Annotated in this window: 24 protein-coding genes and 1 pseudogene; 4 read left to right on the top strand and 21 right to left on the bottom strand. The window is 67.4% G+C overall.

Annotation, left to right across the window (positions count from 1 at the left end; translation table 11 throughout):
- Positions 1–33 precede the first annotated feature (33 nt).
- The 6 genes from bla to LRA89_RS12115 form a co-directional block, all read right to left on the bottom strand.
- Complete coding sequence (gene bla / locus LRA89_RS12140) at positions 34–1,356, bottom strand: subclass B3 metallo-beta-lactamase (RefSeq protein WP_230770352.1); 1,323 nt, start codon at positions 1,354–1,356, stop codon at positions 34–36.
- A complete protein-coding gene (gene proC / locus LRA89_RS12135) occupies positions 1,353–2,153 on the bottom strand; it encodes a pyrroline-5-carboxylate reductase (RefSeq protein ID WP_230770837.1) in 801 nt (266 codons plus the stop codon). The genes bla and proC overlap by 4 nt, the downstream gene beginning before the upstream one ends.
- A 2-nt stretch (positions 2,154–2,155) precedes the next feature.
- A complete protein-coding gene (locus LRA89_RS12130) occupies positions 2,156–2,656 on the bottom strand; it encodes a YbjN domain-containing protein (protein ID WP_055755353.1) in 501 nt (166 codons plus the stop codon).
- 401 nt (positions 2,657–3,057) lie between these two features.
- Positions 3,058–3,363 (bottom strand): accessory factor UbiK family protein, encoded by a 306-nt coding sequence (locus tag LRA89_RS12125; protein WP_055755352.1) that lies wholly within the window; start codon positions 3,361–3,363, stop codon positions 3,058–3,060.
- Positions 3,364–3,403: 40 nt separating this feature from the next.
- Entirely contained in the window at positions 3,404–3,958 is a 555-nt protein-coding gene (locus LRA89_RS12120; RefSeq protein ID WP_230770351.1) for a TspO/MBR family protein, read from the bottom strand.
- A 39-nt stretch (positions 3,959–3,997) separates the two neighbouring features.
- The gene (locus LRA89_RS12115; protein ID WP_230770350.1) at positions 3,998–4,786 is read right to left on the bottom strand and encodes a TlyA family RNA methyltransferase; all 789 of its coding nucleotides are present in this window, start codon (positions 4,784–4,786) and stop codon (positions 3,998–4,000) included.
- Positions 4,787–4,954: 168 nt separating this feature from the next.
- Here LRA89_RS12115 and LRA89_RS12110 point away from each other — a divergent pair, with 168 nt between their 5' ends.
- The gene (locus tag LRA89_RS12110) at positions 4,955–5,626 is read left to right on the top strand and encodes an RBBP9/YdeN family alpha/beta hydrolase (protein WP_055755349.1); all 672 of its coding nucleotides are present in this window, start codon (positions 4,955–4,957) and stop codon (positions 5,624–5,626) included.
- Here LRA89_RS12110 and LRA89_RS12105 read toward each other — a convergent pair whose 3' ends face one another.
- The 10 genes from LRA89_RS12105 to LRA89_RS12060 all read right to left on the bottom strand — a co-directional run bounded on the left by LRA89_RS12105 (position 5,627) and on the right by LRA89_RS12060 (position 15,668).
- Positions 5,627–6,022, bottom strand: a complete 396-nt coding sequence (locus tag LRA89_RS12105) for a PIN domain-containing protein (RefSeq protein ID WP_055755348.1) — start codon at positions 6,020–6,022, stop codon at positions 5,627–5,629. It lies immediately after the preceding gene.
- Positions 6,022–6,246, bottom strand: a complete 225-nt coding sequence (locus LRA89_RS12100; protein ID WP_055755347.1) for an AbrB/MazE/SpoVT family DNA-binding domain-containing protein — start codon at positions 6,244–6,246, stop codon at positions 6,022–6,024. The genes LRA89_RS12105 and LRA89_RS12100 overlap by 1 nt, the downstream gene beginning before the upstream one ends.
- Positions 6,247–6,270: 24 nt before the next feature.
- The gene (locus LRA89_RS12095; RefSeq protein ID WP_230770349.1) at positions 6,271–6,684 is read right to left on the bottom strand and encodes a hypothetical protein; all 414 of its coding nucleotides are present in this window, start codon (positions 6,682–6,684) and stop codon (positions 6,271–6,273) included.
- On the bottom strand, positions 6,681–8,603 hold the full coding sequence (gene dxs / locus LRA89_RS12090) for a 1-deoxy-D-xylulose-5-phosphate synthase (RefSeq protein ID WP_230770348.1): 1,923 nt from the start codon (positions 8,601–8,603) through the stop codon (positions 6,681–6,683). The genes LRA89_RS12095 and dxs overlap by 4 nt, the downstream gene beginning before the upstream one ends.
- Positions 8,604–8,689: 86 nt before the next feature.
- Positions 8,690–9,163, bottom strand: coding sequence for a Fur family transcriptional regulator (locus tag LRA89_RS12085; protein WP_055755344.1), 474 nt, complete (start codon positions 9,161–9,163; stop codon positions 8,690–8,692).
- Between the two features lie 41 nt (positions 9,164–9,204).
- The gene (locus tag LRA89_RS12080; RefSeq protein WP_055755343.1) at positions 9,205–9,582 is read right to left on the bottom strand and encodes a MerC domain-containing protein; all 378 of its coding nucleotides are present in this window, start codon (positions 9,580–9,582) and stop codon (positions 9,205–9,207) included.
- Between the two features lie 275 nt (positions 9,583–9,857).
- A complete protein-coding gene (metH, locus tag LRA89_RS12075) occupies positions 9,858–12,548 on the bottom strand; it encodes a methionine synthase (protein ID WP_230770347.1) in 2,691 nt (896 codons plus the stop codon).
- A gap of 162 nt (positions 12,549–12,710) precedes the next feature.
- Entirely contained in the window at positions 12,711–13,760 is a 1,050-nt protein-coding gene (locus tag LRA89_RS12070; RefSeq protein ID WP_230770346.1) for a homocysteine S-methyltransferase family protein, read from the bottom strand.
- A gap of 16 nt (positions 13,761–13,776) precedes the next feature.
- Complete coding sequence (gene metF / locus LRA89_RS12065) at positions 13,777–14,718, bottom strand: methylenetetrahydrofolate reductase [NAD(P)H] (protein WP_230770345.1); 942 nt, start codon at positions 14,716–14,718, stop codon at positions 13,777–13,779.
- The gene (locus LRA89_RS12060) at positions 14,715–15,668 is read right to left on the bottom strand and encodes an ArsR/SmtB family transcription factor (RefSeq protein ID WP_056493132.1); all 954 of its coding nucleotides are present in this window, start codon (positions 15,666–15,668) and stop codon (positions 14,715–14,717) included. Before LRA89_RS12060 ends, metF begins: the two co-directional genes overlap by 4 nt.
- 132 nt (positions 15,669–15,800) lie before the next feature.
- Here LRA89_RS12060 and LRA89_RS12055 point away from each other — a divergent pair, with 132 nt between their 5' ends.
- The 3 genes from LRA89_RS12055 (at position 15,801) to LRA89_RS12045 (ending at position 17,358) form a co-directional block, all read left to right on the top strand.
- Positions 15,801–16,142, top strand: coding sequence for a hypothetical protein (locus LRA89_RS12055; protein ID WP_230770344.1), 342 nt, complete (start codon positions 15,801–15,803; stop codon positions 16,140–16,142).
- A gap of 74 nt (positions 16,143–16,216) precedes the next feature.
- Complete coding sequence (locus LRA89_RS12050; protein ID WP_230770343.1) at positions 16,217–16,405, top strand: hypothetical protein; 189 nt, start codon at positions 16,217–16,219, stop codon at positions 16,403–16,405.
- A complete protein-coding gene (locus LRA89_RS12045) occupies positions 16,402–17,358 on the top strand; it encodes an aldo/keto reductase (protein WP_230770342.1) in 957 nt (318 codons plus the stop codon). Before LRA89_RS12050 ends, LRA89_RS12045 begins: the two co-directional genes overlap by 4 nt.
- Positions 17,359–17,619: 261 nt before the next feature.
- On the opposite strand, the pseudogene LRA89_RS12040 reads toward LRA89_RS12045, so the two are convergent.
- From LRA89_RS12040 to LRA89_RS12020, 5 genes and pseudogenes are all read right to left on the bottom strand, one after another.
- A pseudogene (locus tag LRA89_RS12040) lies at positions 17,620–18,648 on the bottom strand (glycoside hydrolase family 43 protein); the annotation flags it as partial.
- 2 nt (positions 18,649–18,650) lie between these two features.
- Positions 18,651–19,658, bottom strand: coding sequence for an arabinan endo-1,5-alpha-L-arabinosidase (locus LRA89_RS12035; RefSeq protein ID WP_230770341.1), 1,008 nt, complete (start codon positions 19,656–19,658; stop codon positions 18,651–18,653).
- A 1-nt stretch (position 19,659) separates the two neighbouring features.
- The gene (locus LRA89_RS12030; RefSeq protein WP_230770340.1) at positions 19,660–20,745 is read right to left on the bottom strand and encodes an arabinan endo-1,5-alpha-L-arabinosidase; all 1,086 of its coding nucleotides are present in this window, start codon (positions 20,743–20,745) and stop codon (positions 19,660–19,662) included.
- 75 nt (positions 20,746–20,820) lie between these two features.
- Entirely contained in the window at positions 20,821–23,697 is a 2,877-nt protein-coding gene (locus LRA89_RS12025) for a TonB-dependent receptor (RefSeq protein ID WP_230770339.1), read from the bottom strand.
- Between the two features lie 360 nt (positions 23,698–24,057).
- On the bottom strand, positions 24,058–25,122 hold the full coding sequence (locus LRA89_RS12020) for a DUF3616 domain-containing protein (RefSeq protein WP_230770338.1): 1,065 nt from the start codon (positions 25,120–25,122) through the stop codon (positions 24,058–24,060).
- Between the last annotated feature and the right edge of the window lie 176 nt (positions 25,123–25,298).

The following is a 25,298-nucleotide window of genomic DNA, read 5'->3' as shown; positions in this document are numbered from 1 at the left end:
TCGGACGCCTGATCGGACATCTCCCGTCGCAGGTCAGTAGTGACCGGTGCCGGGGATCGGGCGCATTGTGACGATGCTGTCGAGCATCCACCGGACCAGCGGCTGCGGCAGCAACATCGGTCGACCGTTGAGCGTGGCTTGGACCGGTGCCATCGGGTCTTCCGAGCTGGGATAGGTCAGCGTGACATAGGGCCCTTCCGGCTGATCCTTGGGAAAGATGACGACTTCCGCGTAGCGACCACGCGGCGTCCCGACGGGCAGCCAGCGATCCGGGTCGCACAGTGCCTTGCCGAACCGGGCCCATAGCGGCGAATGGGCATCGAACGCATAATGGATTCCGCGCTCGACCACCTCGCGTGGCGACGGCTCGACCCGGAACTTGATTCCCGGCGACAGTACCGCGGCAACAATGGGTAGCGGCGTCTTCGGGTCGGGGCAGAAGGGTTCGGTCGGGCCGGCGATCGGGGTCCGGCCTTCCGCCGGCTTCGCCTCGCGCAGCAACCGGCTTTCCAGTCGCACCATCGCTTCGGCGGCATAGTTGGTGCAGCCGCGCGGGTCGGCCAGCATCCCCCGGTTCGCCAGCCGCTCGCCCATGTAGCTGGCTCCCGGATGCGGAGTCAGCAGGATGTCGCATTTCAGCGCCGCGACCCGCCCGATGCTGCCGCGCAGGCGGGCGACATAGTCGGGGTGGTCGATGAAGCGATAGGTGTCGGCCGATACCGCCGACAGGCTGTCGGCAAAGACCATCCGATAACATTTGCCACCCTCGCACGAGGTCCACGACCAGCTCATCCCGTCGGGAGCGTGGCCGGGGGTCGAATGGGCGAGAATGCGAACGGGACCGACGCTCAGCGTCTGCCCATCGTCCACCGTGCCGGCCACCGGCACCCGCGCGACCGGGGTCAGGATCGTCGCCTGCGGATCGTCCACCGCCGCCTTCCCGCTGGTCAGCACCGCGCGCGCGGCGGCGCTCGCCATCAGCCGCGCGCCGGTGGCGCGTTGCAGCGCCGCCAGCCCGCCGGCGTGGTCGACATGGCTGTGGCTCATCAGCAGCAGTTTCACGTCGCGCGGCCGAAAGCCCAGCCGGGTGATGTTGGCGAGGATCGACGGCACCGCCTGCGCCGTGGCCGCGTCAATCACGACATGGCCGGCCGGGCCGGTCAATAGCAGCACGGTGATGCCGCAGGTGCCGACGTCATACGTATTGCCGTAAATACGGACCGGCGGCGCGGGATCGCTCCAGCCGTCCTTGCCCGCGCATACCCGCTGGCGTTCGCGCACGTCGGCGGGCGCGCCCTGCGCCCATGCCGGGGCAGCACCCAGCAACGCCAGCACGAGCAACAGCGCGCGGATCATGCCCGCGCCGCCGCCGCCATCTCCGCATTGCGCCGTTCCGACGCGGTCAGCGTCGCCACCAGCAGGCGTTTGAGCGCATCGTCGGCATCGAGGACGTTCAGCCCCTGCCGCGTCGATCCGCCCGGACTGGCGACCCGGTCGGCCAGCACCGCCGGCGACACGTCGGCGTCCGCCGCCATCGTCGCCGATCCGCGCACCGTCGCCAGCGCGAGCCGCTGCGCCTGATCGGCGGGCAGGCCGAGCGCGGCCCCGGCGGCGGCGAGCGCGTCGACGAAGCGGAACACGAACCCCGGCCCGCAGCCCGACAGCGCCGTTACCGCATCGAACAGCGCGGCATCCTCGATCCACTCGACGAGTCCCAACGGCCGCATCAGCGCCTCGGCGGTGTCGCGCGCCGGTGCGTTCGTGCCGTGGCTGTGGAGCGCCACCACCCCCTGCCCGATCGCGACCGGCAGGTTGGGCATGGCGCGCACGATCGTGCCCACGTCGAACCGCTGCGCCAGCGCCGCCTCCTCGACCCCGGCAAGGATCGAGATCAGCAGCGGCGTGCCGGCGATGCGCGGGGCGAAGCTCGCCGTGACCGCGTCCAGTTGCTGCGGCTTCATCGCGAGGATCACGGTGGCGGGCGGCGGCCCTTCGGGCAGCGTCGTCGCATGGGCGACGCCCGGCGGCAGCGCGCGCGGCGAGCGGGTGACGACGGTGATCCGCGCCGGATCATGACCCTCGGCCAGCCAGCGCGCGAGCATCGCCCCGCCCATATTGCCGCAGCCGATCAGCCACAGCGCGCCGCCGTCCATCGTCACGCCTCGCCCTGCGTCTCGATCATCGAGGCGGCGATCGCCTCCTTCGGGGTCTTGCCGCCCCACATCACGAACTGGAACACCGGATAGAAGCGTTCGCATTCGTCGATCGCGGCGTCGACCAGCATCTCGGCCTGATCGAGCGTCAGTTGCGGTTCGTCGCCGAGCATCGCGGCATGGCGGAACAACAGGATGCCGCTCGACGACCACAGTTCGAAATGGCCGATCCAGAGCTGTTCGTTGATGAGGCCGATCGTCTCGTACATCGCCGCGCGCCGCTCGTCGGGGACGCGCACGTCGGGCAGCGCAAGGAATTGCAGCACCCCGTCCTCGCCGCGCCAGATCGCGCGCAGCTCGAATTCGGTCCAACTTCCCTTCACCTGCGCGACGATCTCGTCGGCGTCGCGTTCATTCTTCCAGCCATGGGCGGCGAAATACCGCTCCAGCGTATCGATCGGTGCGGCGTCGTCGCCGTCTTCTTCCACTTCGTCGAGCATCATGCGGGTGCTGTAGGACGAATCTTGCGGTCGCGAAACCGGGCGTGGTGAGAAGGTCGAAGAAGTTTGGTTCACGCGAAGGCGCGGAGACGCGGAGGGGGTGCGTTCGCCGAGGGTGTTGCGCGCTGCTTCGAGTGGCGGCGAGTTGGGCTGATTGCGGAGAAGAAGGGATGTTCGCGCGGAGGCGCGGAGGCGCAAATAGGTCAGACCCGCCGCGATAGCGGCTCTCCATCTCACCGATCGGCAAATGAAGAACTTCGCCGGGCGGGTGACGACCGCCCCACCCGGAACCTCTCCGCGCCTCCGCGCCTCTGCGCGAACAATCCTTCTGCTTCTTCTCCGCGTCTCCGCGTCTCCGCGCCTTCGCGTGAATCAAATCGACCCAAGCGACCCGGCAGGAAGAATCAGAGCGCGCCCTCGCCCGCCCCCGGTTCCTTGTCGAAGCTAACCGGGGCCGGAACGTCCGCCGCATGCTTCGCCTCCAGCGCGTCGAGCCGGGCGCGCAGCGTGTCGGCCTCGTCGCGGGCGGCGACGGCCATCGCCTTCACCACCTCGAACTCGTCGCGGCTGACAAAGTCCATGCCGCCCAGAAACGTCTTGGCCCGCTCGCGCGCGGCAGCCTCGCCTTCGCGCGCCATGCCGGCGATCGTGCCCGCGGCACCGTTCACGAACTTGGCGAAATCGTCGAACAGGCGGTTGTCGGACTGCATGGAACTTCCTTCGGATCGGCGGGCGACGCTTCGCCCGATGCTACAGGTCGATTTGGGTGGAGGCGGGCGGCGACGCAAGGGCCTCCGCATCCGGGTTCGCCCGGTCGATCTGCCAGTTGAGCGCGGTCGCGATCACCAGCCATGCCAGATACGGCACCAGCAGCCACGCCGCGAGCGGCCGGATGCGCCCGAAGGCGACAGTGGTGATGAGCGCGGCGACGAACAGCACGATGAGGAGGATCAGCGCCGCCGACACCTGATGCGCGCCGAAGAACAGCGGGGTCCACGCAAGGTTCAGCACCATCTGGATCGCGAAGATCGCGATCGCGCTGCCCCGCCCACGCGCGCCACGCGCGTTCAGGATCATCGCCAGCGACACCCCCATCAGGATGTAGAGCGCGGTCCACACCACGCCGAACGCCCAGTCGGGCGGGCGCACTGCCGGCAGCGTGAGCAACTGATACCAGCGGTTCTCCGACCCCACCGGGACCATCCGCCCCGACAGGAACCCCAGCAGCAGGATCAGCGGCACCGTCACCACCGCCCAGCGCAGGAACCCCGCGCGCAACTGCCCCTTCGATGCGATCTCGCTCATCCCCGACCCCCTTCGGTTCGCGCCGCCATGGCGACACGCTTAGGGCGCATGGCGCGGTGTATCGGGTGCGTCAATATCGGACAAAGGAACGGTAGCGGGCGCATGTGCCGCAAGGAGAAACTCGACGTTCCCCTCGGGTCCCGTAATGGGACTGGGATCGATCCCCTCGACCCGCCAGCCGATGCCGGTCAGCCAGTTCGCCACCGCGTCGCATACCCGCGCATGGATTGCCGGGTCACGGACCACCCCGCCCTTGCCGACCTCGCCGCGCCCCGCCTCGAACTGCGGCTTGACCAGCGCCAGCAGCCGTCCGCCGGGGCGCACGAAGGTCAGCGGGACGGCCAGCACCTTTTCCAGCGCGATGAAGCTGGCATCGCACACCACCAGATCGATCGGTTCGGGGATGTGCGTTTCGGTCAGCAGCCGCGCGCTCAACTGTTCGTGGACGATGACGCGCGGGTCCTGCCGCAGCTTCCACGCAAGCTGGTTGGTGCCGCTGTCGACCGCATAGACCCGGGCCGCGCCGCGCGTGAGCAGCACGTCGGTGAAGCCGCCGGTCGACGATCCCACGTCGATCGCCACGGCATCGGTCACGTCCCAGCCGAACCGGTCGAGCCCGTGCGCCAGCTTGATCCCGCCGCGCGACACCCACGGGTGATCGCGCCCGCGCACGTCGATCACCACGTCGTCCGACAGTTGCTGTCCGGGCTTGTCGACCTTGCGATCGCCGACGAACACGAGGCCCGCCATCACCAGCGCCTGCGCGCGGGTGCGGCTTTCGGCGAGGCCGCGATCGACGAGGAGCTGGTCTGCGCGCTGCTTGGCCATGGCGCGTCCATGGCGCGGCTTTCGGCTGGCCGCAAGCCGCGTTCGATTCGTCGGCGGGGCTATTGCCTATTGGAACAGTGGGAATATCTTGAGTGCCGGAAGCCGACTCCCGATCCTCCCTAAGCCAAGGGGTGCCGGCTTCCACCGTTGTTGCCAAGGAGCAGGACGATGGCCCAGTTTTCCAGTCTATCCGCCGGATCGCCGACCGTGCTGACCGTGCCGGGCCTCAATGGCTCCGGCCCGTCGCATTGGCAGACATTGTGGGAACAATCGCGGCCCGACACCGCGCGCGTCGAACTGGGACTGTGGTCGCGGCCGCTGCGCAATGCGTGGGTGACGAAGCTCGACCAGGCGATCCGTCAGGCGCAGGCCCCGGTGGTGCTCGCCGGCCATTCGCTCGGCTGCCTTGCGATCGCATGGTGGGCGCAATTGTCGGGACAGCCCTATGGCTGGCCGGTCGCGGGCGCGCTGCTCGTCGCCCCGGCCGATGTCGACCGCGCCGGTGCGCCCATCGAGTTGCAGGGTTTCGCGCCCGCACCGCGCATTCCGCTGCCGTTCCCGTCGATCGTCGTCGCATCGACCGACGATCCGTGGATCTCGATCGAGCGGGCGCATTCGATGGCGGTCGATTGGGGCAGCCACTTCGTCGACGCCGGCGCGCAAGGGCATCTCAACGCCGCCAGTGGCATCGGCTGGTGGGAGGAAGGGCAGGAGTTGCTCGACCGGGTGATCGACGCCTCGGGCGACGGGCGCGGCCACGTCCGCGCGCCGTCGGAAGCACGTTCGGTGCTGGCAGTCAGCGCGACCGATGCGATGCAGCAGCGCTATTACGGGGTGTAATCACAGGAACGGATTGGCGACGTCCAGCCGGCCATCGATCATCAGGCCGTGCTGGAGGTCCTCACTCCACAACCGATCGCACCCGGCCGACAGTGCGGCGGCGGCGATCATGCTGTCGTAGATCTGGAGCTTGTAGCGTTCGGCGATGCGCAGGCCGTCGGCATGGATCGTTTCGGTAAGGGGGACGATGCTGCTCATACCCTGTCGGATCAACGCGATCCGCCTCGCGATCTCGATCCACGACAGTTGCTGCTTGCGTCGGCTGACGACGGCAAACTCGTTCAGGCACTGAACGCTGATGATGGGTGTACCGTCGATCAATCGTCGTGCCGAAACCTGCTTCGGATCGTCAGCATAGGCATATAGCAGAATATTGGTGTCGAGGAACGCCCGCATCAACGCGCGTTCACTTCCTCGCGATCGAACTTGTATCCTGGAGGAAACGGGCGGACCAACTCGTCCATGCTTGCCCATAGCTCCGCCAGTTCCGCATCGCCAAGACGCTTTGGTTCGGAAAGCCGCTGGATCGCAACCCCGTCCCCTTCGTGCAGCCCGAGTGCCGTGGCCACATCATAGGGAATCCGGACGGCGAGCGTGTCCCCGATCTTCTCGACCTTCATCGATCAGTCTCCTCGGCGATCAATCTATGCCGTTCGTCTCGCGTCGGCAACCGACTGGAGATACTCCGCCAGATCGCTCAGGTCGCGGATCGGGGGTACGTCCGTCGGCTCCGGCCGGTCGGCTCCCAGTTCCTCACAGCCGGTAGCGGCAATATCGGCGACTTCGGTTTCATCGACCGCCAGAAACCGGGCGAAATCGTCATCGGGATGCGGCGCTATGCCAGCACCATAGAACGGCGCGCTCACCAACTCCCGCACCAGCACCGCCACCTGCGCAGACACCCCGTTCGCCACCAGTTGCGCGTCGAAATCGGCCGCGCTCCAGCCCGCCCGCTCGGCCTGCGCCGCCTTCAGCCGGCGCCACAGCGACCAGTTGAACGCGACCATGGCGATCACCACCAGCGCGATGATCGCGGCGGCCTTCTGCCCGCCGGTCATGCCCGGACTTCGGCGACCCCGCTGTCGTTCCAGCGCAGCGCGGAGAGCACCGTGTCGACGATCTGCGGCGCGTTCAGCCCCGCCTCGTCATATTGCTTCGCCGGTGCGTTCTGGTCCTGGAAGCTGTCGGGCAGGCGCATCGTGCGCAGCTTCAACCCGCCGTCGATCAGCCCGTTGTCGCTGGCAAAGGTCAGCACATGCGCGCCGAGGCCACCCACGGCATTCTCCTCGACCGTCACCGCCACCTCGTGGCTGGTCAGCAACCGGCGGATCATCGCCTCGTCCAGCGGCTTAGCGAAGCGCAGGTCGGCGACCGTTGTCGACAGCCCCTTGGCCTCCAGCGCGTCGGCGGCCTTCAACGCTTCTTCGAGGCGGGTGCCGAGCGACAGGATCGCGACCTTGTGCCCCTCGCGCACCAGCCGGCCCTTGCCGATCTCCAGCTTCTGCGGGATCTCGGGCAGCGCCACGCCGACGCCGTTGCCGCGCGGATAGCGCACCGCGATCGGGCCCGCGTCATATTCGGCGGCGGTGTAGGTCATGTGAACCAGTTCCGCCTCGTCCGCCGCCGCCATCACCACCATGTTGGGCAAGGTGGCGAGATAGGTCACGTCGAAGCTGCCGGCATGGGTCGCGCCGTCCGCGCCGACCAGCCCGGCGCGATCGATCGCGAAGCGTACCGGCAGGTTCTGGATGCAGACGTCGTGGACGACCTGGTCATAGGCGCGTTGCAGGAACGTCGAATAGATCGCGCAGAACGGCCGCATCCCCTGCGCGGCCAGACCGGCGGCAAAGGTCACGGCGTGCTGTTCGGCGATGCCGACGTCGAAGAACCGGTCGCCATGGTCCCTGGCGAACCGGTCGAGCCCGGTGCCCGACGGCATCGCGGCGGTGATCGCGCAGATGCGGTCGTCCGTGTCGGCCAGTGCCGACAGCGTATGGCCGAACACGTTCTGATATTGCGGCGGGCCGGCGGGGGCCTTTACCTGCGTGCCGGTGATGACGTCGAACTTCTGCACGCCGTGATACTTGTCGGCCGCCGCCTCGGCCGGGGCATAGCCCTTGCCCTTCTTGGTCACGACATGGACGAGGATCGGCCCTTCCTCGGCATCGCGGACGTTTTCGAGGACGGGGATCAGATGGTCGAGGTTGTGCCCGTCGATCGGCCCGACATAATAAAAGCCCAGCTCCTCGAACAACGTGCCGCCGGTCGCCATGCCGCGGGCGAATTCGTCGGTCTTGCGCGCGGCGGTGTGCAGCGGGCGCGGCAGCTTGCGGGCCAGCTTCTTGAACGCCTCGCGGATGCCGAGAAACTCGCGGCTCGACACGATGCGCGACAGATAGGCCGACAGGCCACCCACCGGCGGCGCGATCGACATGTCGTTGTCGTTCAGGATCACAACGAGGCGGTTGCCCGCCTGTTCGGCGTTGTTCATCGCCTCATAGGCCATGCCCGCCGACATCGCGCCGTCGCCGATCACCGCGATGCCCTTGCCGGGTGTGCCCGCGATCTTGTTGGCGACCGCGAAGCCCAGCGCCGCCGAGATCGAGGTGGAGGAGTGCGCCGCGCCGAACGGGTCGTATTCGCTCTCCGACCGTTTGGTGAAGCCCGACAGCCCCCCGCCCTGGCGCAGCGTGCGGATGCGGTCGCGCCGCCCGGTCAGGATCTTGTGCGGATAGCATTGGTGGCCGACGTCCCACACCAGCCGGTCGGCCGGGGTATCGAACACGTAATGGATCGCCACCGTCAGTTCGACCACGCCGAGCCCCGACCCCAGATGGCCGCCGGTCGTGCCGACCGCGCTGATCGTCTCCTGCCGCAGTTCGTCGGCGAGTTGCCGCAAGTCGGCGGGGGGCAGTTTGCGCAGGTCGGCGGGCGTCTGAACGGTGTCGAGCAGCGGCGTGTGAAGAGGTTCGGCCATCAACCGTCTGTATCGCAGGTCAACCGGACTGTCGATTGGCCGTAGGCGCGCTGCCGGACAAACTATTGTGGAAGTTCAGTGCAGGTTCAGGCGACGGCCGATGCTGCACTGCACAGGGCACAGGTGCCGCGTACTTCGATCACCGGGCGAATGGGCGTGAATCCCGCGCCGCAAGCCGCCGAGCGGACGTTGCGGGTGATGCTGTCGTCATCGATATGCGTCGTCTGTCCGCAAGCGTCGCACACGAGGAAGATGCAGTCGTGAATGCAGTCGGGATGGGTGTTCGCCAGATAGGCGTTGGCACTCTCCACCCGCCGGGCGAGGTTCGCGTTCACGAACAGGTCGAGGATGCGATAGACGCTGTTGGGTGCCACCCGCCGCCCCTGCGCCTTCGATACCGCATCGGCGATGTCATAGGCCGAGGCCGGCTTGTCGAACGATGCCAGCACGTCGAAGATGCTGGCACGCATCGCGGTCCATTGTTCGCCCGCGCGGATCAGCGCCGCCTCGGCGGCCTTGTTCCATGCCGGGCCGTTATGTTCGTGATGCTCATGCGCCATGCGATCCAAGATAAGCGTGGCCGCACCGCGCGGCAAGCCGATCAGGCGGCGCGGCGGTTGAGATGGTGGCCGAACGCCAGCAGCGCCACCCCGGCGATCGTCGCCAGCGCCTCGGGCAGCCCATGCGGCAGCATCAGCGCGGCGGCCATTATCGTCAGGCCCAGACCACCGACCAGCGTCGGCAGGCGGCGGCCATGGCGCCAATAGCCGCTGCCGAGCGCCACCACCCCGATCGCGACGGCGACGGCAAGGCCCACTTCATGGATCGCGGGATGCAGCAACGCCCCCCCGACCGAGGCGAGCAGCAACGTCAGGATGACGGTCGACACGCAATGCACCGCGCACAGCCCGGACAACACCATGCCGATACGGTCGAGACGACCCTCGACTCCGGCCGGACGGATGACAGTGCTACGCATGGCATCGCTATGCCGCACCGCGCGCGAAGTTACAACATATCGTTTCATTGCGCAGGGTAACGGCGGAGGCGGGCTTTGGTTCGATTGAACGAACGTGCCCACGCCTCCCTTCGTCATGCAACAAGGCGTTTCCGCTCTCCCCTCCCTGAAAGGGAGGGGTCGGGGGTGGGTCGGCCGGTTGTGGAACGCTTGGCCTTCCCTCGCAGACCAACCCACCCCCAGCCCCTCCCTTTCAGGGAGGGGAGCAATTCACCGATGTTCCGATGGAATGTCGATCAATCCAGATTCGGCCGCAGCCAGCGCTCCGCCTGTTCCACGCTCACCCCACGCCGCGCGGCATAGTCGGTAAGCTGATCGCGCCCGATCCGCGCGACGCCGAAGTACGCGCTGTCGGGATGGCCGAAGTAGAACCCCGATACCGCCGCCGTCGGCAGCATCGCGAAACTGTCGGTCAGGGTGATGCCGGTGCCCTGCGTCGCGCCCAGCATCTCGAACAGGATCGGCTTCTGGCTATGGTCGGGGCAGGCCGGATAGCCCGGTGCCGGGCGGATGCCGCGATACTGTTCGCGGATCATCGCCTCGTTGGTCAGTTGCTCGCCCTGCGCATAGCCCCACAATTCGGTGCGGACATGATGGTGCAGCCGTTCGGCGAACGCCTCGGCCAGCCGATCGGCCAGCGCTTTCAGGAGAATGTCCTGATAATCATCGTGCGCCGCCTTGAACCGGGCGATGTGCGGGTCGATGCCGTGGATGCCGACCGCGAAGCCGCCCATCCAGTCGCCCGCCGGATCGACGAAATCGGCGAGGCACATGTTGGCGCGCCCCTCGCGCTTGTTCACCTGCTGGCGCAGGAACGGCATGCGGATCGCGTGGGTGGCATGGGTCGTCTGCATCGGCGTGGCGAAGTCGTGCGGCACCCCCGACAGCGGTGAGACGCGCCCCGCCTCCAGCGCCGGTTCGATCTGCTCGGCGGGCACGTCGACGATCACGTCGTCGCCCTGTGCATGGCAATGCCACAGCGCGGCCACGCCCTTCGCGGTCAGCCACTTCTCGGCGATGATCTGGTCGAGCATCGCCTGCGCATCCTCATAGAGCGACGATGCGCTCTCGCCGACCACGGCATCGGTCAGGATCGCCGGGAAATTGCCCGCCAGTTCCCATGCGCGGAAGAACGGCGTCCAGTCGATATAGGCGCGCAGGTCGGCGAGGTCCCAATCGTCGAACACATGCCGGCCGGGCTTCACCGGCGCGCCGGGCTTCTGCGCGAAATCGGCCGTGAAGCGGTTGGCGCGCGCATCACTGAGCGGCGTCAGCTCGCTCTGCCCCTTGCCCGCGCGGGCCACGCGCACCGCTTCGTAATCGGCGGCGATCTGCGCGACATAGGCGTTGCGGCCGGTGTCGCTGACCAGCGTCGTCGCCACGCCGACCGCGCGCGATGCGTCGAGCACATGGACGATCGGCCCATCATAGGCCGGCGAGATGCGCAGCGCGGTATGCACCTTCGACGTGGTCGCCCCGCCGATCAGCAGCGGCATGGTCATGCCGGCGCGCTTCATCTCCTCGGCCACCGTCACCATCTCGTCGAGGCTGGGGGTGATGAGCCCCGACAGCCCGATCATGTCGGCGTCATTCTCGTTCGCGGCTTCGAGGATGCGGGTCCACGGCACCATCACGCCCAGATCGACCACGTCGAAGCCGTTGCATTGCAGGACGACGCCAACGATGTTCTTGCCGATGTCATGCACGTCGCCCTTGACGGTCGCCATGATGATCTTGCCCTTGCCCTTGGCCCCGGGCTCCTTCGCAGCCTCGATGAACGGCAGCAGGTGCGCCACCGCCTTCTTCATCACCCGCGCCGACTTGACGACCTGCGGCAGGAACATCTTGCCCGATCCGAACAGGTCGCCGACGACGTTCATCCCGTCCATGAGCGGCCCCTCGATCACCTCGATCGGGCGGGCGAACTGCTGCCGGCATTCCTCGGTATCGTCGACGACATGCGCGTCGATGCCCTTGACCAGCGCATATTCCAGCCGCTTGGTGACGGGCAGCGAGCGCCATTCGGCCGCCGCCTTTTCCGCCACCGCATCGGTGCCCTTGTATTTCTCGGCGAGCGCGATGAGCCGGTCGGTGGCACCGGGATCGCGGTTGAGGATCACGTCCTCGCACGCCACCCGCAGCTCGGCATCGATCGTGTCGTACACGTCGAGCTGGCCCGCGTTCACGATCCCCATGTCCATCCCCGCCGGAATGGCGTGATAGAGAAAGATCGAGTGCATTGCGCGCCGCACCGGCTCGTTGCCGCGGAAGCTGAACGACAGGTTCGAGAGCCCGCCCGAGATATGGCAATGCGGGCAGCGCGCCTTGATCTCCCGACATGCCTCGATGAAGTCGACGCCGTAGTTGTTATGCTCCTCGATCCCCGTCGCCACCGCGAAGATATTGGGGTCGAAAATGATGTCCTCGGGCGGGAAGCCGATGGTCATCAGCAGGTCGTAGGCGCGCGAGCAGATTTCGACCTTGCGCGCCTGGGTATCGGCCTGTCCGACCTCGTCGAACGCCATCACGACGACCGCCGCGCCATAGTTCATGCAGATGCGGGCGTGGCGCAGGAACTGTTCCTCGCCCTCCTTCATGCTGATCGAATTGACGATCGGCTTGCCCGACACGCACTTCAGCCCCGCCTCGATCACGTCCCATTTGGAACTGTCGACCATCACCGGAATGCGCGCGATGTCCGGCTCGGCCTGGATGAGCTTCAGGAACGTCGTCATCGCATGGTGCGCGTCGAGCAACCCCTCGTCCATGTTGACGTCGAGGACCTGCGCGCCGCTCTCGACCTGTTGCAGCGCCACCTCGACCGCGGCGGCATAGTCGCCGGCCATCACCAGCTTCTTGAAGCGGGCCGATCCGGTGACGTTGGTGCGTTCGCCGATGTTGACGAAATTGGTCGAAGCGTTGGTCATGGCACTTTCTGCTCCCTCTCCCGGTCCGGAGAAGGTCTGGGGTACGAAAATCTCCCTCTCCCCTTCAGGGGGAGAGGGCCGGGGAGAGGGGCTGTAAGCCACAACGGTCGTGGACACCCCCTCTCCCAACCCTCTCCCCCAAGGGGGAGAGGGCTATGATGGTCACGCCGCCATCGTGAACGGTTCCAATCCGGCGAGCCGCGTCCGCACTGGCACGCTCGGCACCCGGCGCGGGGTCACGCCGCGCACCCGCTCGGCCATCGCCTTGATATGCGCCGGGGTCGATCCGCAGCAGCCGCCCAGAATATTGACCTGCCCGTGATCGGCCCAGTCGCCGACCAGCGACGCGGTCGTCGCCGGCAGTTCGTCATAGGCACCCAGTTCATTGGGCAGCCCCGCGTTGGGATAAACCATGATGAGCGTGTCGCAGATTTCGCTCAGCGTCTTGACGTGCGGCCGCAACTGCTCCGCGCCGAACGAGCAGTTCAGCCCGATCGTCACCGGCCGCGCATGGCGCACCGCATGCCAGAACGCCTCGACGGTGTGCCCCGACAGGTTGCGCCCCGACAGGTCGGTCAGCGTCATCGACAACATGATCGGCAGGTCGCGGCCGAGCGCCTGCCCCGCCTCGATCGCCGCCATGACGCCGGCCTTGGCGTTCAGCGTATCGAACACCGTCTCGATCAACACGAAATCGATCCCGCCATCGACCAGCGCGTCGATCTGTTCGCGATAGACGGCCTTGAGGTGATCGAAATCGATCTCGCGATAGCCCGGATCGTTGACGTCGGGGCTGAGTGACAGCGTCTTGTTGGTCGGCCCGATCGCCCCGGCCACGAAGCGCGGCCGCCCGTCGCGCGCGGCATAATCGTCGGCGAGGCGGCGGGCGATCCGCGCGCTCTGGATATTGATGTCGGCGACCAGCGCCTCGGCCCCGTAATCGGCCTGGCTGATGAGGTTCGCGCTGAACGTGTTGGTCGACACGATGTCCGACCCGGCGTCGAGATAGGCGCGGGTGATCGTCTCGGGCACTTCCGGCTTGGTGATCGCCAAGATGTCGTTGTTGCCCTTCTGGTCGTGGCCGAGCATCAGTTGGCCGGCATAATCGGCCTCGGACAGTTTCCAGTTCTGGATCTCGGTCCCGAACGCGCCGTCGGTGATGAGGACGCGGCTGGCGGCCTGTTCGTTCAGGCGTTGGCGAGCATCGGTCATGGCAATTCCTCTCGGATCACGCCGCCGCCGCGACCGCCGCCGCCTTCGGGCGCAGGCCCATCAGGTGGCAGATCGCATAGGACAGTTCGGCGCGGTTGAGCGTGTAGAAATGAAAGTCGCGCACGCCGCCGGCGTACAGCTTGCGGCACATCTCGGCGGCGACCGTCGCCGCCACCAGCGCGCGCGCGCCGGGGTGATCGTCCAGCCCCTCGAACAGCCGGTCCATCCATGGCGGGATCGCGGCACCACACATGCCGGCAAACTTGCGCACCTGCCCCACGTTCGACACCGGCAGGATGCCCGGCACGAGGTCGGCATTGATCCCCGCCGCCGCCGCCGCGTCGCGGAAGCGGAAGAACGCTTCGGGCGTGAAGAAGAATTGCGTGATCGCCCGCGTCGCCCCGGCATCGATCTTGCGCTTGAGGTTGTCGAGGTCGGCCGCCTGATGTTCGGAATCGGGATGACATTCGGGATAGGCCGCGACCGAAATCTCGAACGGGTGCAGCTTCTGCAACCCCGCCACCAGCGCCGCGGCGTTTTCATAGCCATCCGGGTGCGCGACGAACTTCTGCCCCATCGTCGGCGGATCGCCGCGCAGCGCGACGATATGGCGCACGCCCGCCGCCCAATAGGCCTGGGCGACCTCGTCGATCTCGGCACGGCTCGCCTCGACGCAGGTCAGGTGCGCGGCGGCGGGCATCGACGTCTCGCGCGCGATCCGCTCGACCGTCGCATGCGTGCGCTCGCGGGTCGAACCACCCGCACCATAGGTGACAGAGACGAACTTCGGCGCCAGCGGTTCGAGCGCGCGCACCGTCTCCCACAGCGCGGCTTCCATCTTCTCGTTCTTGGGCGGAAAGAATTCGAAGCTGACCGAACAGTCGCCCGCCAGATCGGCGAACAGCGGCGCGTCGAGCGCACGCCGGGCTTCTTCCATATCGGAAATGGTCGGAATCATGCCGCCTTCACCTCTTGCACGTCGCCCAAGCGACGTCCCATCCATAGTTTGACCGTCAGTTCGGCCCCATCGAGCGTCTCGATCGACACCGGGGCAAGCCCGCCATCGCCGAACCAGCGCAGCATCTGTTCGTCGGAAAAGCCCAGTCGCGCATGCGCGTCGCGCGAGCGCAACTCCTCGCGCTCGTGCGGCGCGAAGTCGCAGATCAGCAACCGCCCGCCCGGCCGCAGCACCCGCGCCGCCTCGGCGATCGCGGCGCCGGGATGCTGCGCGAAATGCAGCACGTGATGGACCACCGCCGCATCGGCCGCGCCATCCTCGATCGGCAGCGCATACAGGTCCGCCTGGCGCAGCTCGGCATGGTCCAATCCGCGTTCGGTCAGCTTCGCGCGGGCGAGGCGCAGCATCTCCGACGAGCGGTCGATCCCGATCGCGGCGGCCGATTGCGGCGCGAACAGCTCCAGCATCCGCCCGGTGCCGGTGCCGATGTCGACCAGCAGGCCAAGCCGCGCCTGCCCCAGCGTGCGCGCCATCGCCGCCTCGACCGCTTCCTCGGCGACATGGAGCGAGCGGATCGCATCCCATTCGCCGGCATGCGCCTCGAACCACGCCGCCGCCGCACTCGCCCGGTCGGCGCGCACCGCCGCCAGCCGCGCCAGATCGGCGACGCGCCACGCATCGCCCTGCGGCAGCCAGCTATCGAGCGCGCCGATGAGCGGCGCCACCACCGGCGGCGCGCCCAGCGCCACGAACACCCAGCTTCCCTCCTTGCGCCGGACCGCGAGGCCCGCATCGCACAGGATCTTCACATGGCGGCTGACACGCGGCTGGCTCTGCCCCAACACCTGTGCCAGTTCGCCGACCGACAGCTCCATGTGGCGCAGCAGCGTCAGCACCCGCAGCCGGGTGGCGTCGCTCGCCGCGCGCAGGATGTCGAGAGCCGGAACCATGGCGCATCATATAAAGAAATCTTTATATGGGGTCAATCACGGAGTGCCACGCCACGCCATCGTTCCGTTCATGAAACCAGCGCCGCGAACATGCGTTAGGCGGCGGATCATGGGATCAAGAAAGGGCCATTCATGAAAAAGCTGTTCCTCCTGCCGCTCGCTATCGCCGCCTTCTCGGTCGGGGCATGCAGCCAGAAAGCCCAGAACGAAACCGGTGAGGCCGCCGACGCCGTCGCCGCCGACGTGAACTCGACCGTCGGCGAAGCCGTCGACGACGTGCAGGCCGCCGGCGACCGCGCCTTTGGTGCCGCCGAGAACGCCGCCGACCGTGCCGGCGACAAGCTCGACAACGCCGCCGACCGCGCCGGTGCCGCCGCCGACCGTGCGGGCGACCGCATCGACAACGCCACCGATCGCGCACAGCGCGAAGCGGGCCAGGAACTGGAACAGACCGGCCGCGAGATGCAGCGCTGATCCACAACCTGCGCTAGACGACAAGGCCGCGCCCCGTGCAACGGGACGCGGCCTTTTTCGTTTGGAGATGCCTGATGCCCCGCACCGCCCCCCTTGCCCTCCCCGCCCTGCTCCTCCTCGCGGCCTGTAGCGGCGGCGACAAGGATACCGCGCCGGGCGGCGTGACGCAGAGCGAGGCGGCTGCGCTCAACGACGCGGCGGCGATGCTCGACGCCAATGCGCTGGCTCCCGACACGGTGGCCCAACCCAAGGAACGACCATGACCGACCTGCCGCTGCGCACGCTGGGCGCGACCGATCTCGCCATCCCGCCGCTGATCCTCGGCGGCAACGTGTTCGGCTGGACGATCGACCGCGACCAGACCTTTCGCATCCTCGACGCCTTCGTCGATCTGGGCGGCACGATGATCGACACCGCCGACGTCTATTCGGCATGGGTCGATGGGCACAAAGGCGGCGAATCGGAAACGATCATCGGCGAGTGGTTCAAAAGGTCGGGCAAGCGCGACCGGGTGCTGCTCGCGACCAAGGTCGGCATGCTGCCGGGCGAGGGTGGCGAAAAGCTCGCCCCCGCCCGCATCGCCGCTGCCGCCGAAGCGTCGCTCGCGCGGCTCGGCACCGACCGCATCGACCTGTATTACGCGCATCAGGACGACCCCGACACGCCGCAGGCCGACTATCTCGCCGCGTTCGGCCGGTTAATCGACGCCGGCAAGATCGGCGTGCTCGGTGCGTCGAACTTCGGGGCGATGCGCCTCAAATCCGCGCTCGACCTCGCCACCGCCGAAGGGCTGCCGCGCTTCCACGTCCTCCAGCCCGAATACAACCTCGTCAGCCGGAAGAAATATGAGGGCGAACTTCAGAACTTGTGCGTCGAACACAACATCGGCGTCGCCCCCTATTTCGGCCTCGCCGCCGGGTTCCTGACCGGCAAGTATCGCACGAAGGACGACCTGACCAAGAGCGTGCGCGGGTCCAGCATGGCCGACCTGCTCGACGGCAAGGGCGCGAACGTCCTCGCCGCGATGGACACGGTCGCGGCGGAAACCGGCGCGACCCTGCCACAGATCGCGCTCGCATGGCTCGCCGCACAGGAAGGCGTCACCGCCCCGATCGCCAGCGCCACCAGCGTCGACCAACTGGAGGAACTGGTGGGATCATGGCGGCTCGAACTGACGAAAGAACAGTTGGCGGTCCTCACCGAAGCCGGCATCTGACCCTCTCCCCTCCCTGACAAGAGTTTCGGGTCGGTCATGCCCCCGGCATGACCTGAACAGTGCGGGGCACTGTTCACCCGAAACTGGGCTGGGGGTGGGTCGGCCCGGGAGGAAACGGTAGCGCTCCACAACCGGCCCACCCACCCCCAAACCCCTCCCTTGTCAGGGAGGGGAGCCGCCAAGCGCCATCGTCTGGCTGAATGTCGATCGGCGCTAATGCGCTCCCCTCTCTGACAAGGGCGGGGAGCAACGTGCCTACACCAACGCCCCATTTGCCACCGGCGGATCGAACAACGGCACGCCCTCCGCATCATACCGCACCGGCTGCACCCGGGTATGCCGGTTGGGATCGAACAGCGGGTCGCCGGTGATCTTCTCGTAATCGCGCGCATGGAACACCAGCATGTCGCGCCCGCGCTCGTCGACGGTGAAGCTGTTGTGGCCCGGCCCGAAAATCTTGTGTTCGGCGGAAGTCTTCATCACCGGCTCGGGCGACTTACGCCACACCGCCGGGTCCATGATGTCGGCATCGCCGCGCGTGGTCAGCATGCCCAGGCAGTAGCGCGCATCGGTCGCGCTCGCCGAATAGGTCAGGAAGAGCCGCCCGTTGCGCGCGAGGATCGCCGGCGCTTCGGCCACCTTGTACCCCCGGATTTCCCACGGCAGCGTCGGCACGGTCAGCCGTGCGGGTTTCGCCGCCAGCGTCAGCGGCGTCGCCAGCGGGGCCAGATACAGGTTCGAGTTCGTCTCGATCCCCGGTTCGCGCTGCGCCCATGCCAGATAGCGGGTGCCGCGATGGACGAAGCTGGTCGAATCAAGGTTGAAGCTGTCCCACGGCGTCTGCAACTGGCCCAGCACGGTCCACTTCCCGGTCATCGGATCGGGGCCGTCGCACACCACCGCATAGGTGCGGATGCGGAACACATCCTCGCCGCCGCCGCTGGGACCGGCGGCGAAATACATGATCCACTGGTTGCCGATCCGGTGCAGTTCGGGCGCCCACAGGAACCCAGACATCGGCCCCTTCGCCTCGTGCCGCCACAGCACTTTCTCGGGCGCGGTGGAAAGGCCGGCGATGGTGCGCGACCGGCGCAGCACCAGCCGGTCATATTCAGGCACCGATCCGGTCAGATAATACCAGCCGTCGGTGTGGCGAAACACCTGCGCATCGGCGCGGTTCTTGACCAGCGGGTTGACGATCCGGGTCGAGCGCCGCTGCGCGAACGCGGGCAGCGCTGCGCTCGCCGCCATGCCGCCCAGAACCGAGCGGCGGGTAAGCGATAGGGTCATGGTCACTCTCCTTGGGGCCGGGCCACCGGCCAGCCGTCCGCACCCCAGTGCAGGGTCGCGATCCGCAGGGTCGGCGCGCCGGCGTTTTGCTTGTCATAGGCATGGTAGACGAGGCGGTCGACACCATCGGCCCCGCGATACTGGCCGGCATGGCCGGGACCGCGAAACCGCCCCTTCTCCTCCAGATCGGCGCGCAGCAACATCGTGCCGCCACCCGCCAGCATCGAACTGCCGTCCTTGCCGCGATACGGCCCGGCGATCGTCCGCGACCGGCCGATCACGGTATAATAGGTGCTGTTCACACCCTTGCAGCAATAGTCGTAGCTGGCGATCAGCCAGTACCAGCCGCCGCGCTCGAAGATATAGGGCGCCTCGATGATCGACGGCGCGCCGGCGGGCACCGGACGGCTGGCGAGCGCCAGCGGCCGGGCGGCGGGGCGCAGCGGCTTGCCGGTCGCAGGGTTCAGCTCGACCAGCTTCAACCCGCTCCAGAAGCTGCCGAACGACAGCCAGTGTCGCCCTTGCCGGTCCACCACGAACGCCGGATCGATCGCGTTATACGCATCGCCCGGCCGCGACTCCAGCACCAGCCCCTCGTCGCGCCAGCCATAGCCCGGCCGCTTGGGGTCAAGCGTCGGCGTCGTCGCCAGCCCGATCGCCGATCGGTTCGACCCGAAGGTCGATACCGAATAATACAGCCGGTAGCGCCCGTTCACGAACGATATGTCGGGAGCCCACAGGTTGCGCGCGCCGGGAATGGCGCGCGCCGCCCACTCGGGCAGGCTCGCGAACGGCGGCGTGCCCGGTGCCCATGTCACCAGATCGGCGGAGGTACGCGCGGCGATCAGCCCCTGCCCGTCCTTGCCGATGCCGGTCGAAAAGACGTGCCACGTCGCCCCCTCGCGGATCAGCACCGGATCGTGGACCGGGCGGATATCGGCGGCAGGCGGCGCGGTCTGCGCCCCCGCCGCCAGCAGCGCGATCGCCGCGAGGATACGGCGCGGGCGCATCCTACTGCGCCACCGGCCAGCCGTCGGCATCCCAGTTCAGCTTCTGCACCTGCAACGTCGGCGCGCCGTTCCGCTGCGTGTCATAGGCATGATAGACGATGTAATCGCCCGCCGCCTCCTGCAACACCGCGACATGGCCGCGCCCGACATAGCGTGCGCCGGTGCCCCGGCCCGATGCCAGCACCGCCGACCCGCCACCGTCGAGCATCGATTTGCCGCTCTTGTCGAGATACGGCCCGGTCACGGTCCTCGAGCGTCCGACGACGGTGTTGTAGGTGCTGTCCGCGCCCTTGCAGCATTCGTCGAACGACGCAAACAGGTAGTAGAATTCGCCGCGCCGCACGACGAACGGTGCCTCGACCGCGCCCGGCGCGGGTCGCGTCGCCAGCGGATAGATCGTCTGGTCGCTCGCCAGCCGCAGGCCGGTGGCGGGATCGAGCCGGATCAGCTTGATCCCCGACCAGAAGCTGCCGAAGGCCATCCATTCGCGCCCGTCGGCGTCGGTGAACACGGCGGGGTCGATCGCGTTGAAATTGTCGGTGGTCTGCGACTGGATCACCGCGCCCTTGTCGGTCCATCCGGCGGCGGGCGAATTGAGGTTCAGCGCGCTGTTGGTGGTCAGCCCGATCGCCGACTGGTTCCGCCCGAAGGTCGATACCGAATAATACAGGCGATATTCGCCGCCGCGCTTGACGATGTCGGGAGCCCAGATGCCGGTGGTGCCCGGCACCGCCGTCGTCGCCCACGACGGCAGCGCGGCATAGGCCGCCCCGCGCCACGTCCACGCGGTCAGATCGGTCGAGGTGCGCGTGGCGAGCAGCCCTTCGCGGTCGCCGACCGCGCCGGTGGCGAACAGGTAATAGGTGTTGCCGTCCTTGATGATCGCCGGATCATGGACCGGCATCGTATCGCCCGTGAGCGCGAGGCCGACCGGGGTCGCGGTGGCGTTCGGCGTCGGCGTGGGGGTCGGCGTCGGCGCGGGATAGACGGGTGCCGAGATATTGCCGCTGGCATCGGTGCCCGAGATGCCGTTGCATCCGGCGAGGAGCAGGACGAGCGCGGCGAGCGGAAGCGTGGACCGGATCATGGAATCACTCCGAGAATAGGGGGGTCGGCGAACGGGCGGCGGGCGGCGCAAAGCGGCCGCCCGCACGGACACCGATCAGTCGAGCGAGAAGCGCAGGCCCACCGCGAAGGTCCGCGACAGCAACGTGGTGCCCAGGTTGAACTGGTCGGCGTTGCCGCTGTCGTCGAACCGGTAATATTCCTGCTGCGTCTGGTTGGTCAGGTTGACCGCATCGAGCGTCAGCCCCAGCCGGTCGGTAATGCCGTAGGTGAGCTGGAAGTCGAGGCTGCTCTCCGGCCGCCGCCACACGCCGATCGGATTGGCGAACAGCCGCGCCTCGTTGCGCGTCAGGAACGCCTTGCGCCACACATAGGACAGGCGCGCACCCAGCCCGTTCTTGTCATAGGCGAGCGTAGCGTTGGTCGACAGGTCGGACACGTTGAAGAACGACGATTCATCCTCGCCGACGATAGTGCCCGCCGAATCCGACAGCGGGATATTCTGCCGCGAACTCAGCACGGTCAGGCTGCCCTGGAACCCGAACCCGTCGAGGATCGAGGGCAGATAGGTCGGGAAGTACGTCAGCCCCAGTTCCGCGCCTTTCAGCACGCCGTTCGATGCGTTCTCCGGCCGGGTGACGGCGAAGACGTTGGTGTTCTGCCCGCTGTTCGGGATCGTCAGCACCGAGGTCAGCGGCACGACCAGCCCGTCGATCTCGCGCCGGAACAGCGTGCCATAGATCGCGCTGTTGCGCTCGAAATACCATTCCGCCGACAGGTCGAAATTCTTCGAGGTCGTCGATCGCAGGTTGGGATTGCCCGCGCTGCCGCTGCCGCGCCCGATGCTGGTCAGGTCGCCGGTCAGGTTGAAATTGGGGTTCAGGTCGGCGAACCCCGGCCGGCGCAGCGTCTCGCCATAGTTGAAGCGGACCCGGAAATTGTCGGTGATCTCCCAGCGCAGCGTGGCGCTGGGCAGGAAGCGGGTGGTGCCCTGCGACGCGCCGGTCACGGCACCGCTCAGCCGGTCGGTGAACACCAGATCGGTATCGACATCGACATAGCGCACGCCCGCCTGAACGTGGAACGGCCGCCCGAACAGGTCGAACTGCCCGTCCGCCATCGCATAGGCGGTCATCGTGATCTCGTTGATGTCGAACACGTCGATCATCTTCAACTGGTCGGACAACTGGATGCCGGGATCGACCGAGCCGCGATACAATTGCCGGATCGCGTCGACATTGTCGTAGATATAGGTGCCGTTGGGGACCAGCCACGACGTCGGCACGCTGGCGCGCCCCTGAAAAAAGTCCTTGTTGACCAGTTGCAGCCCGGGATCGAGCGTCGAGAACTTGCGGCCGAGGCCGGGCGCATCCTGCGTGCGGACCGAATCCATCGCGTTGCGGCTGTCGACGCGGATGCCCGCCTTCACCCGGCGCAGGAAACCGTCGTCCCAGCGGTTCTCGCCGTCCAGATGCAGCGTGATCGCATCGCCCTTCGACCGGTTGGCATTGTCGTAGAATTCGCCGACGTCCCACTGGGTCGGATCGACCAGCAGGTCGTTGTTGTCGAAGTTGTACGACGGGATGCCGTTGCGGGTATTGAAATCGACGTCGATCCGCCGCGCCACACGGGTCAGCCGCATCGCCAGGAACTGCGTGTCGAACTGGCTGTTCTGGTACGACAGGTCGGCGGTGACGCGCGCATTGTCGCCCACCTTCCAGTCGCCGTTCAGCGCGTAGACGAAGCTGTCGGTCTTCGAGCGGGTATAGTCGCCGCTGTTGAAGCCGAACACGTCGCCGACCGAGCGCGCCTTGATGATGTTGGTGTCGGGATACAGCTCGATCGTCGAGCCGGGATTGGTGCCGAGCGCCCCCCACCAGTCGACGAAGCTGAAGAACAGGCTGTTCTGCGTCGTCGACTTGAACTGGTTCCAGAAGAATTCGGCGGTGTAGGTCGCATCGCTGCTGGGCGACCATTGCACCGCCGCGCTCACCGCCGGGCGTTCGCGCGTGCCGGCGACATCGGGGCTGAACACCGCGTCGCGCGACAGATAATAGGGCACCTGCCGCCCGCCGAGCAGAAAGGTCGAACCGGCGGCGGTCGGCAGCCCGCGTTCGGTGCCCGGCTGCCATGCGCCGGATTCAGGGAACACGCGCTGCAAGGGCACGAAGCCCGGCGGCGGATTCTGGGTGACGAACGGCACCATCGCGCCCGACGTCACGCTCATGTCGCGGTATTTGGTCCGCGCATAGCTGCCGCTGACCAGCACGCCGATGTCGCCGATCCCGGTTTCCCAGCGATTGCTGATGAGGCCCGAGACGTTGGGGTTAAACGTATCGGCCTGTTCGTTGTAGATGCCGCGCGCCACGCCCGACAGCGCGAAGCCGTCGAAATCGAACGGACGCCGTGTGAACACATCGATCTGCCCGGCGATGCCGGTTTCGATCTGGTCGGCGGCGCGCGTCTTGTACACGTCGATCCGCTTGACGAGGTTCGCCGGAATATCGGCCAGCGCGAACGCCTGCCCCGATGCGGTAAAGATGTTGCGCCCGTTCATCGTGGTCAGCGCATCGGGCAGGCCGCGGATCGAGATGCCCGCCGCCTCGCCCCCGGCGCGGTTCGTCACCTGCACGCCGGTCACGCGCTGGAGCGCTTCGATGACATTGTTGTCGGGCAGCTTGCCGACATCCTCGGCGACGATCGAATCGACCACCTGCGTCGCGTTGCGCTTGACGTTCAGAGCGCCGAGGATCGACGCGCGCACGCCGGTGACGACGATCTCGTCCGCCTCGTCGGACGTCGCCTGACGCGCCGGCGTGCCGTCGGACGCCTGTTCGGGCGCATCGCTGGGCGTGCCGAGCGGCGCGCCGATGCCATCGGGCGTGTTGGCCCCCGGCGTGGTCTGCGCCAGTGCCGGCGCGCACAGCAGCGACAGCGACGATGCCGACGCCAGAATGATTGGTCTTAAACCCATTTCCCTCTCCCTGCCTCGAGCCGTTGGCGGCTTCGATATACTCGGACAAATACGGAGAAACTCGAACAGGTGCAATGGGAAAAGTATGAGTAATTGTGCCATTCCCTGCCGTTAGGGCATGGCGGGGGTTTGGGGGCGGATCGGTATTTCGCAGGGCAAGCGTGTCGCAGCGATCAACATCCAGCCGGACGGCGGTTCACAGCCTCTCCCCTCCCTGACAAGGGAGGGGCCGGGGGTGGGTAGGCCCGAGAGGAACCGCAACCGCCCCACAACCGACCAACCCACCCCCAACCCCTCCCTTGTCAGGGAGGGGAGCAGACAGAACACCACCACAAGCCGGCAGTTCGACCTACTGCGCCCCTACCGCAGCCGGAACCGGTCGCACCGCACCCCGCGCCGCGCCTTGTCCAGCCGGTCCTTCGCCGGACTGTCGCACACGACCACCAGATCGCGCGCACCCTCCGCCCCGTCGAGCAGCAACAGCCCCTCGGGGTGATCGTCGCCGATCCCGTACGGCAGCTCGATGATCCGCTCGGGGCGATGCCGCCGGACGAGTTGGTCGTCGCGCGCCGGATCGCCCAGCCAGTCGGCCCAGCGATACACCGCGCACGGCCCGTCGAGCCCGGTCGTCGGCCCCGCCAAAATCAACAGGTCGGCACGATCGCGCTTCAGGTCGCGGATGCCGAGGCCGTTCAGGTCGAGTACCCGCTTGTGCAACGGTCCGGGGATTGTCATCCGCCCGGACTTCTTGAACGCCGCCTCGAACTCCAGCAGCACCGCATAATTCTGGATCACCGGCCCGCGCATGCCGATCGCCACCCGGTTGCCCGCGACCGCGATCCCCTCCAGATCGACCCCGCCCTCCTTCGACGCGATCTTGGTGAAGGGCTTGAGCAGCACATCGCGCGCCATCATCGCCGCCAACCGGTTGCCACGCTTCGTCTGGCGCAGCATCCCCGCGCGCCGGTCGGCATAGGCGGCGACCGGCAGCACCAGCCCCGGCGCCTCCGGGTCGGGTGCCAGCGGCAACCGCGCCAGCACGCAGCGCGGCCTGGTATCCTTCAACCCGGCGAACGCGGTCAGGTCGATCCGGTCGTCACCCGCCTTGCCGATCTTGGGGCGGGTTCGCGCGTGCGACCCCAGCACCCACAGCCAGCCGTCGTCCTCCGCCAGCCCCTCAATGTCCGCCTCGCCCGAGGTGTCGAGGCGCAAGATGTCGCCCAGCGCGATCCGCTGGTGCCCGCTCCACCCGTCGTCGCCGCGCGCCAGCCGTTCGAGGCTGACCCCCTCGTCGCTGCCGAGGAACAGCGTATCGCCATGCCGCGCCGCCGCCGACAGGTCGAGCGTCGGGTCATCGCCACCGGCGGCATCGGCACCAAGGTACAGCCACAGCGAATCGTCGGGCGGCGTGATCGGCATCGGCATGGATTCCCTTGATGATTGCCGCGCCATGCTGCGCCGGGCCGAGCCGCGACGCCAGCGCTGTCTACCGCTCCCCTCGCTGAAAGGGCCGGGCCGGGGGTGGGTCAGCCGGATCGATAGTCAACGAAGGACCCGCATAACCTGCTCCCCTCCCTGGAAGGGAGGGGTTGGGGGTGGGT

The organism is Sphingomonas sp. Leaf4, from assembly GCF_920939515.1.
GTDB lineage: Bacteria > Pseudomonadota > Alphaproteobacteria > Sphingomonadales > Sphingomonadaceae > Sphingomonas.
Note: the sequence above shows the minus strand (reverse complement) of the source record. Positions and strands in the feature narration are given on the sequence as shown.

Coding starts and splice junctions, on each gene's coding strand:
- bla (WP_230770352.1), bottom strand. CDS start 1,356: ATGATCCGCGCGCTGTTGCTCGTGCTGGCGTTGCTGGGTGCTGCCCCG.
- proC (WP_230770837.1), bottom strand. CDS start 2,153: ATGGACGGCGGCGCGCTGTGGCTGATCGGCTGCGGCAATATGGGCGGG.
- LRA89_RS12130 (WP_055755353.1), bottom strand. CDS start 2,656: ATGATGCTCGACGAAGTGGAAGAAGACGGCGACGACGCCGCACCGATC.
- LRA89_RS12125 (WP_055755352.1), bottom strand. CDS start 3,363: ATGCAGTCCGACAACCGCCTGTTCGACGATTTCGCCAAGTTCGTGAAC.
- LRA89_RS12120 (WP_230770351.1), bottom strand. CDS start 3,958: ATGAGCGAGATCGCATCGAAGGGGCAGTTGCGCGCGGGGTTCCTGCGC.
- LRA89_RS12115 (WP_230770350.1), bottom strand. CDS start 4,786: ATGGCCAAGCAGCGCGCAGACCAGCTCCTCGTCGATCGCGGCCTCGCC.
- LRA89_RS12110 (WP_055755349.1), top strand. CDS start 4,955: ATGGCCCAGTTTTCCAGTCTATCCGCCGGATCGCCGACCGTGCTGACC.
- LRA89_RS12105 (WP_055755348.1), bottom strand. CDS start 6,022: ATGCGGGCGTTCCTCGACACCAATATTCTGCTATATGCCTATGCTGAC.
- LRA89_RS12100 (WP_055755347.1), bottom strand. CDS start 6,246: ATGAAGGTCGAGAAGATCGGGGACACGCTCGCCGTCCGGATTCCCTAT.
- LRA89_RS12095 (WP_230770349.1), bottom strand. CDS start 6,684: ATGACCGGCGGGCAGAAGGCCGCCGCGATCATCGCGCTGGTGGTGATC.
- dxs (WP_230770348.1), bottom strand. CDS start 8,603: ATGGCCGAACCTCTTCACACGCCGCTGCTCGACACCGTTCAGACGCCC.
- LRA89_RS12085 (WP_055755344.1), bottom strand. CDS start 9,163: ATGGCGCATGAGCATCACGAACATAACGGCCCGGCATGGAACAAGGCC.
- LRA89_RS12080 (WP_055755343.1), bottom strand. CDS start 9,582: ATGCGTAGCACTGTCATCCGTCCGGCCGGAGTCGAGGGTCGTCTCGAC.
- metH (WP_230770347.1), bottom strand. CDS start 12,548: ATGACCAACGCTTCGACCAATTTCGTCAACATCGGCGAACGCACCAAC.
- LRA89_RS12070 (WP_230770346.1), bottom strand. CDS start 13,760: ATGACCGATGCTCGCCAACGCCTGAACGAACAGGCCGCCAGCCGCGTC.
- metF (WP_230770345.1), bottom strand. CDS start 14,718: ATGATTCCGACCATTTCCGATATGGAAGAAGCCCGGCGTGCGCTCGAC.
- LRA89_RS12060 (WP_056493132.1), bottom strand. CDS start 15,668: ATGGTTCCGGCTCTCGACATCCTGCGCGCGGCGAGCGACGCCACCCGG.
- LRA89_RS12055 (WP_230770344.1), top strand. CDS start 15,801: ATGAAAAAGCTGTTCCTCCTGCCGCTCGCTATCGCCGCCTTCTCGGTC.
- LRA89_RS12050 (WP_230770343.1), top strand. CDS start 16,217: ATGCCCCGCACCGCCCCCCTTGCCCTCCCCGCCCTGCTCCTCCTCGCG.
- LRA89_RS12045 (WP_230770342.1), top strand. CDS start 16,402: ATGACCGACCTGCCGCTGCGCACGCTGGGCGCGACCGATCTCGCCATC.
- LRA89_RS12035 (WP_230770341.1), bottom strand. CDS start 19,658: ATGCGCCCGCGCCGTATCCTCGCGGCGATCGCGCTGCTGGCGGCGGGG.
- LRA89_RS12030 (WP_230770340.1), bottom strand. CDS start 20,745: ATGATCCGGTCCACGCTTCCGCTCGCCGCGCTCGTCCTGCTCCTCGCC.
- LRA89_RS12025 (WP_230770339.1), bottom strand. CDS start 23,697: ATGGGTTTAAGACCAATCATTCTGGCGTCGGCATCGTCGCTGTCGCTG.
- LRA89_RS12020 (WP_230770338.1), bottom strand. CDS start 25,122: ATGCCGATGCCGATCACGCCGCCCGACGATTCGCTGTGGCTGTACCTT.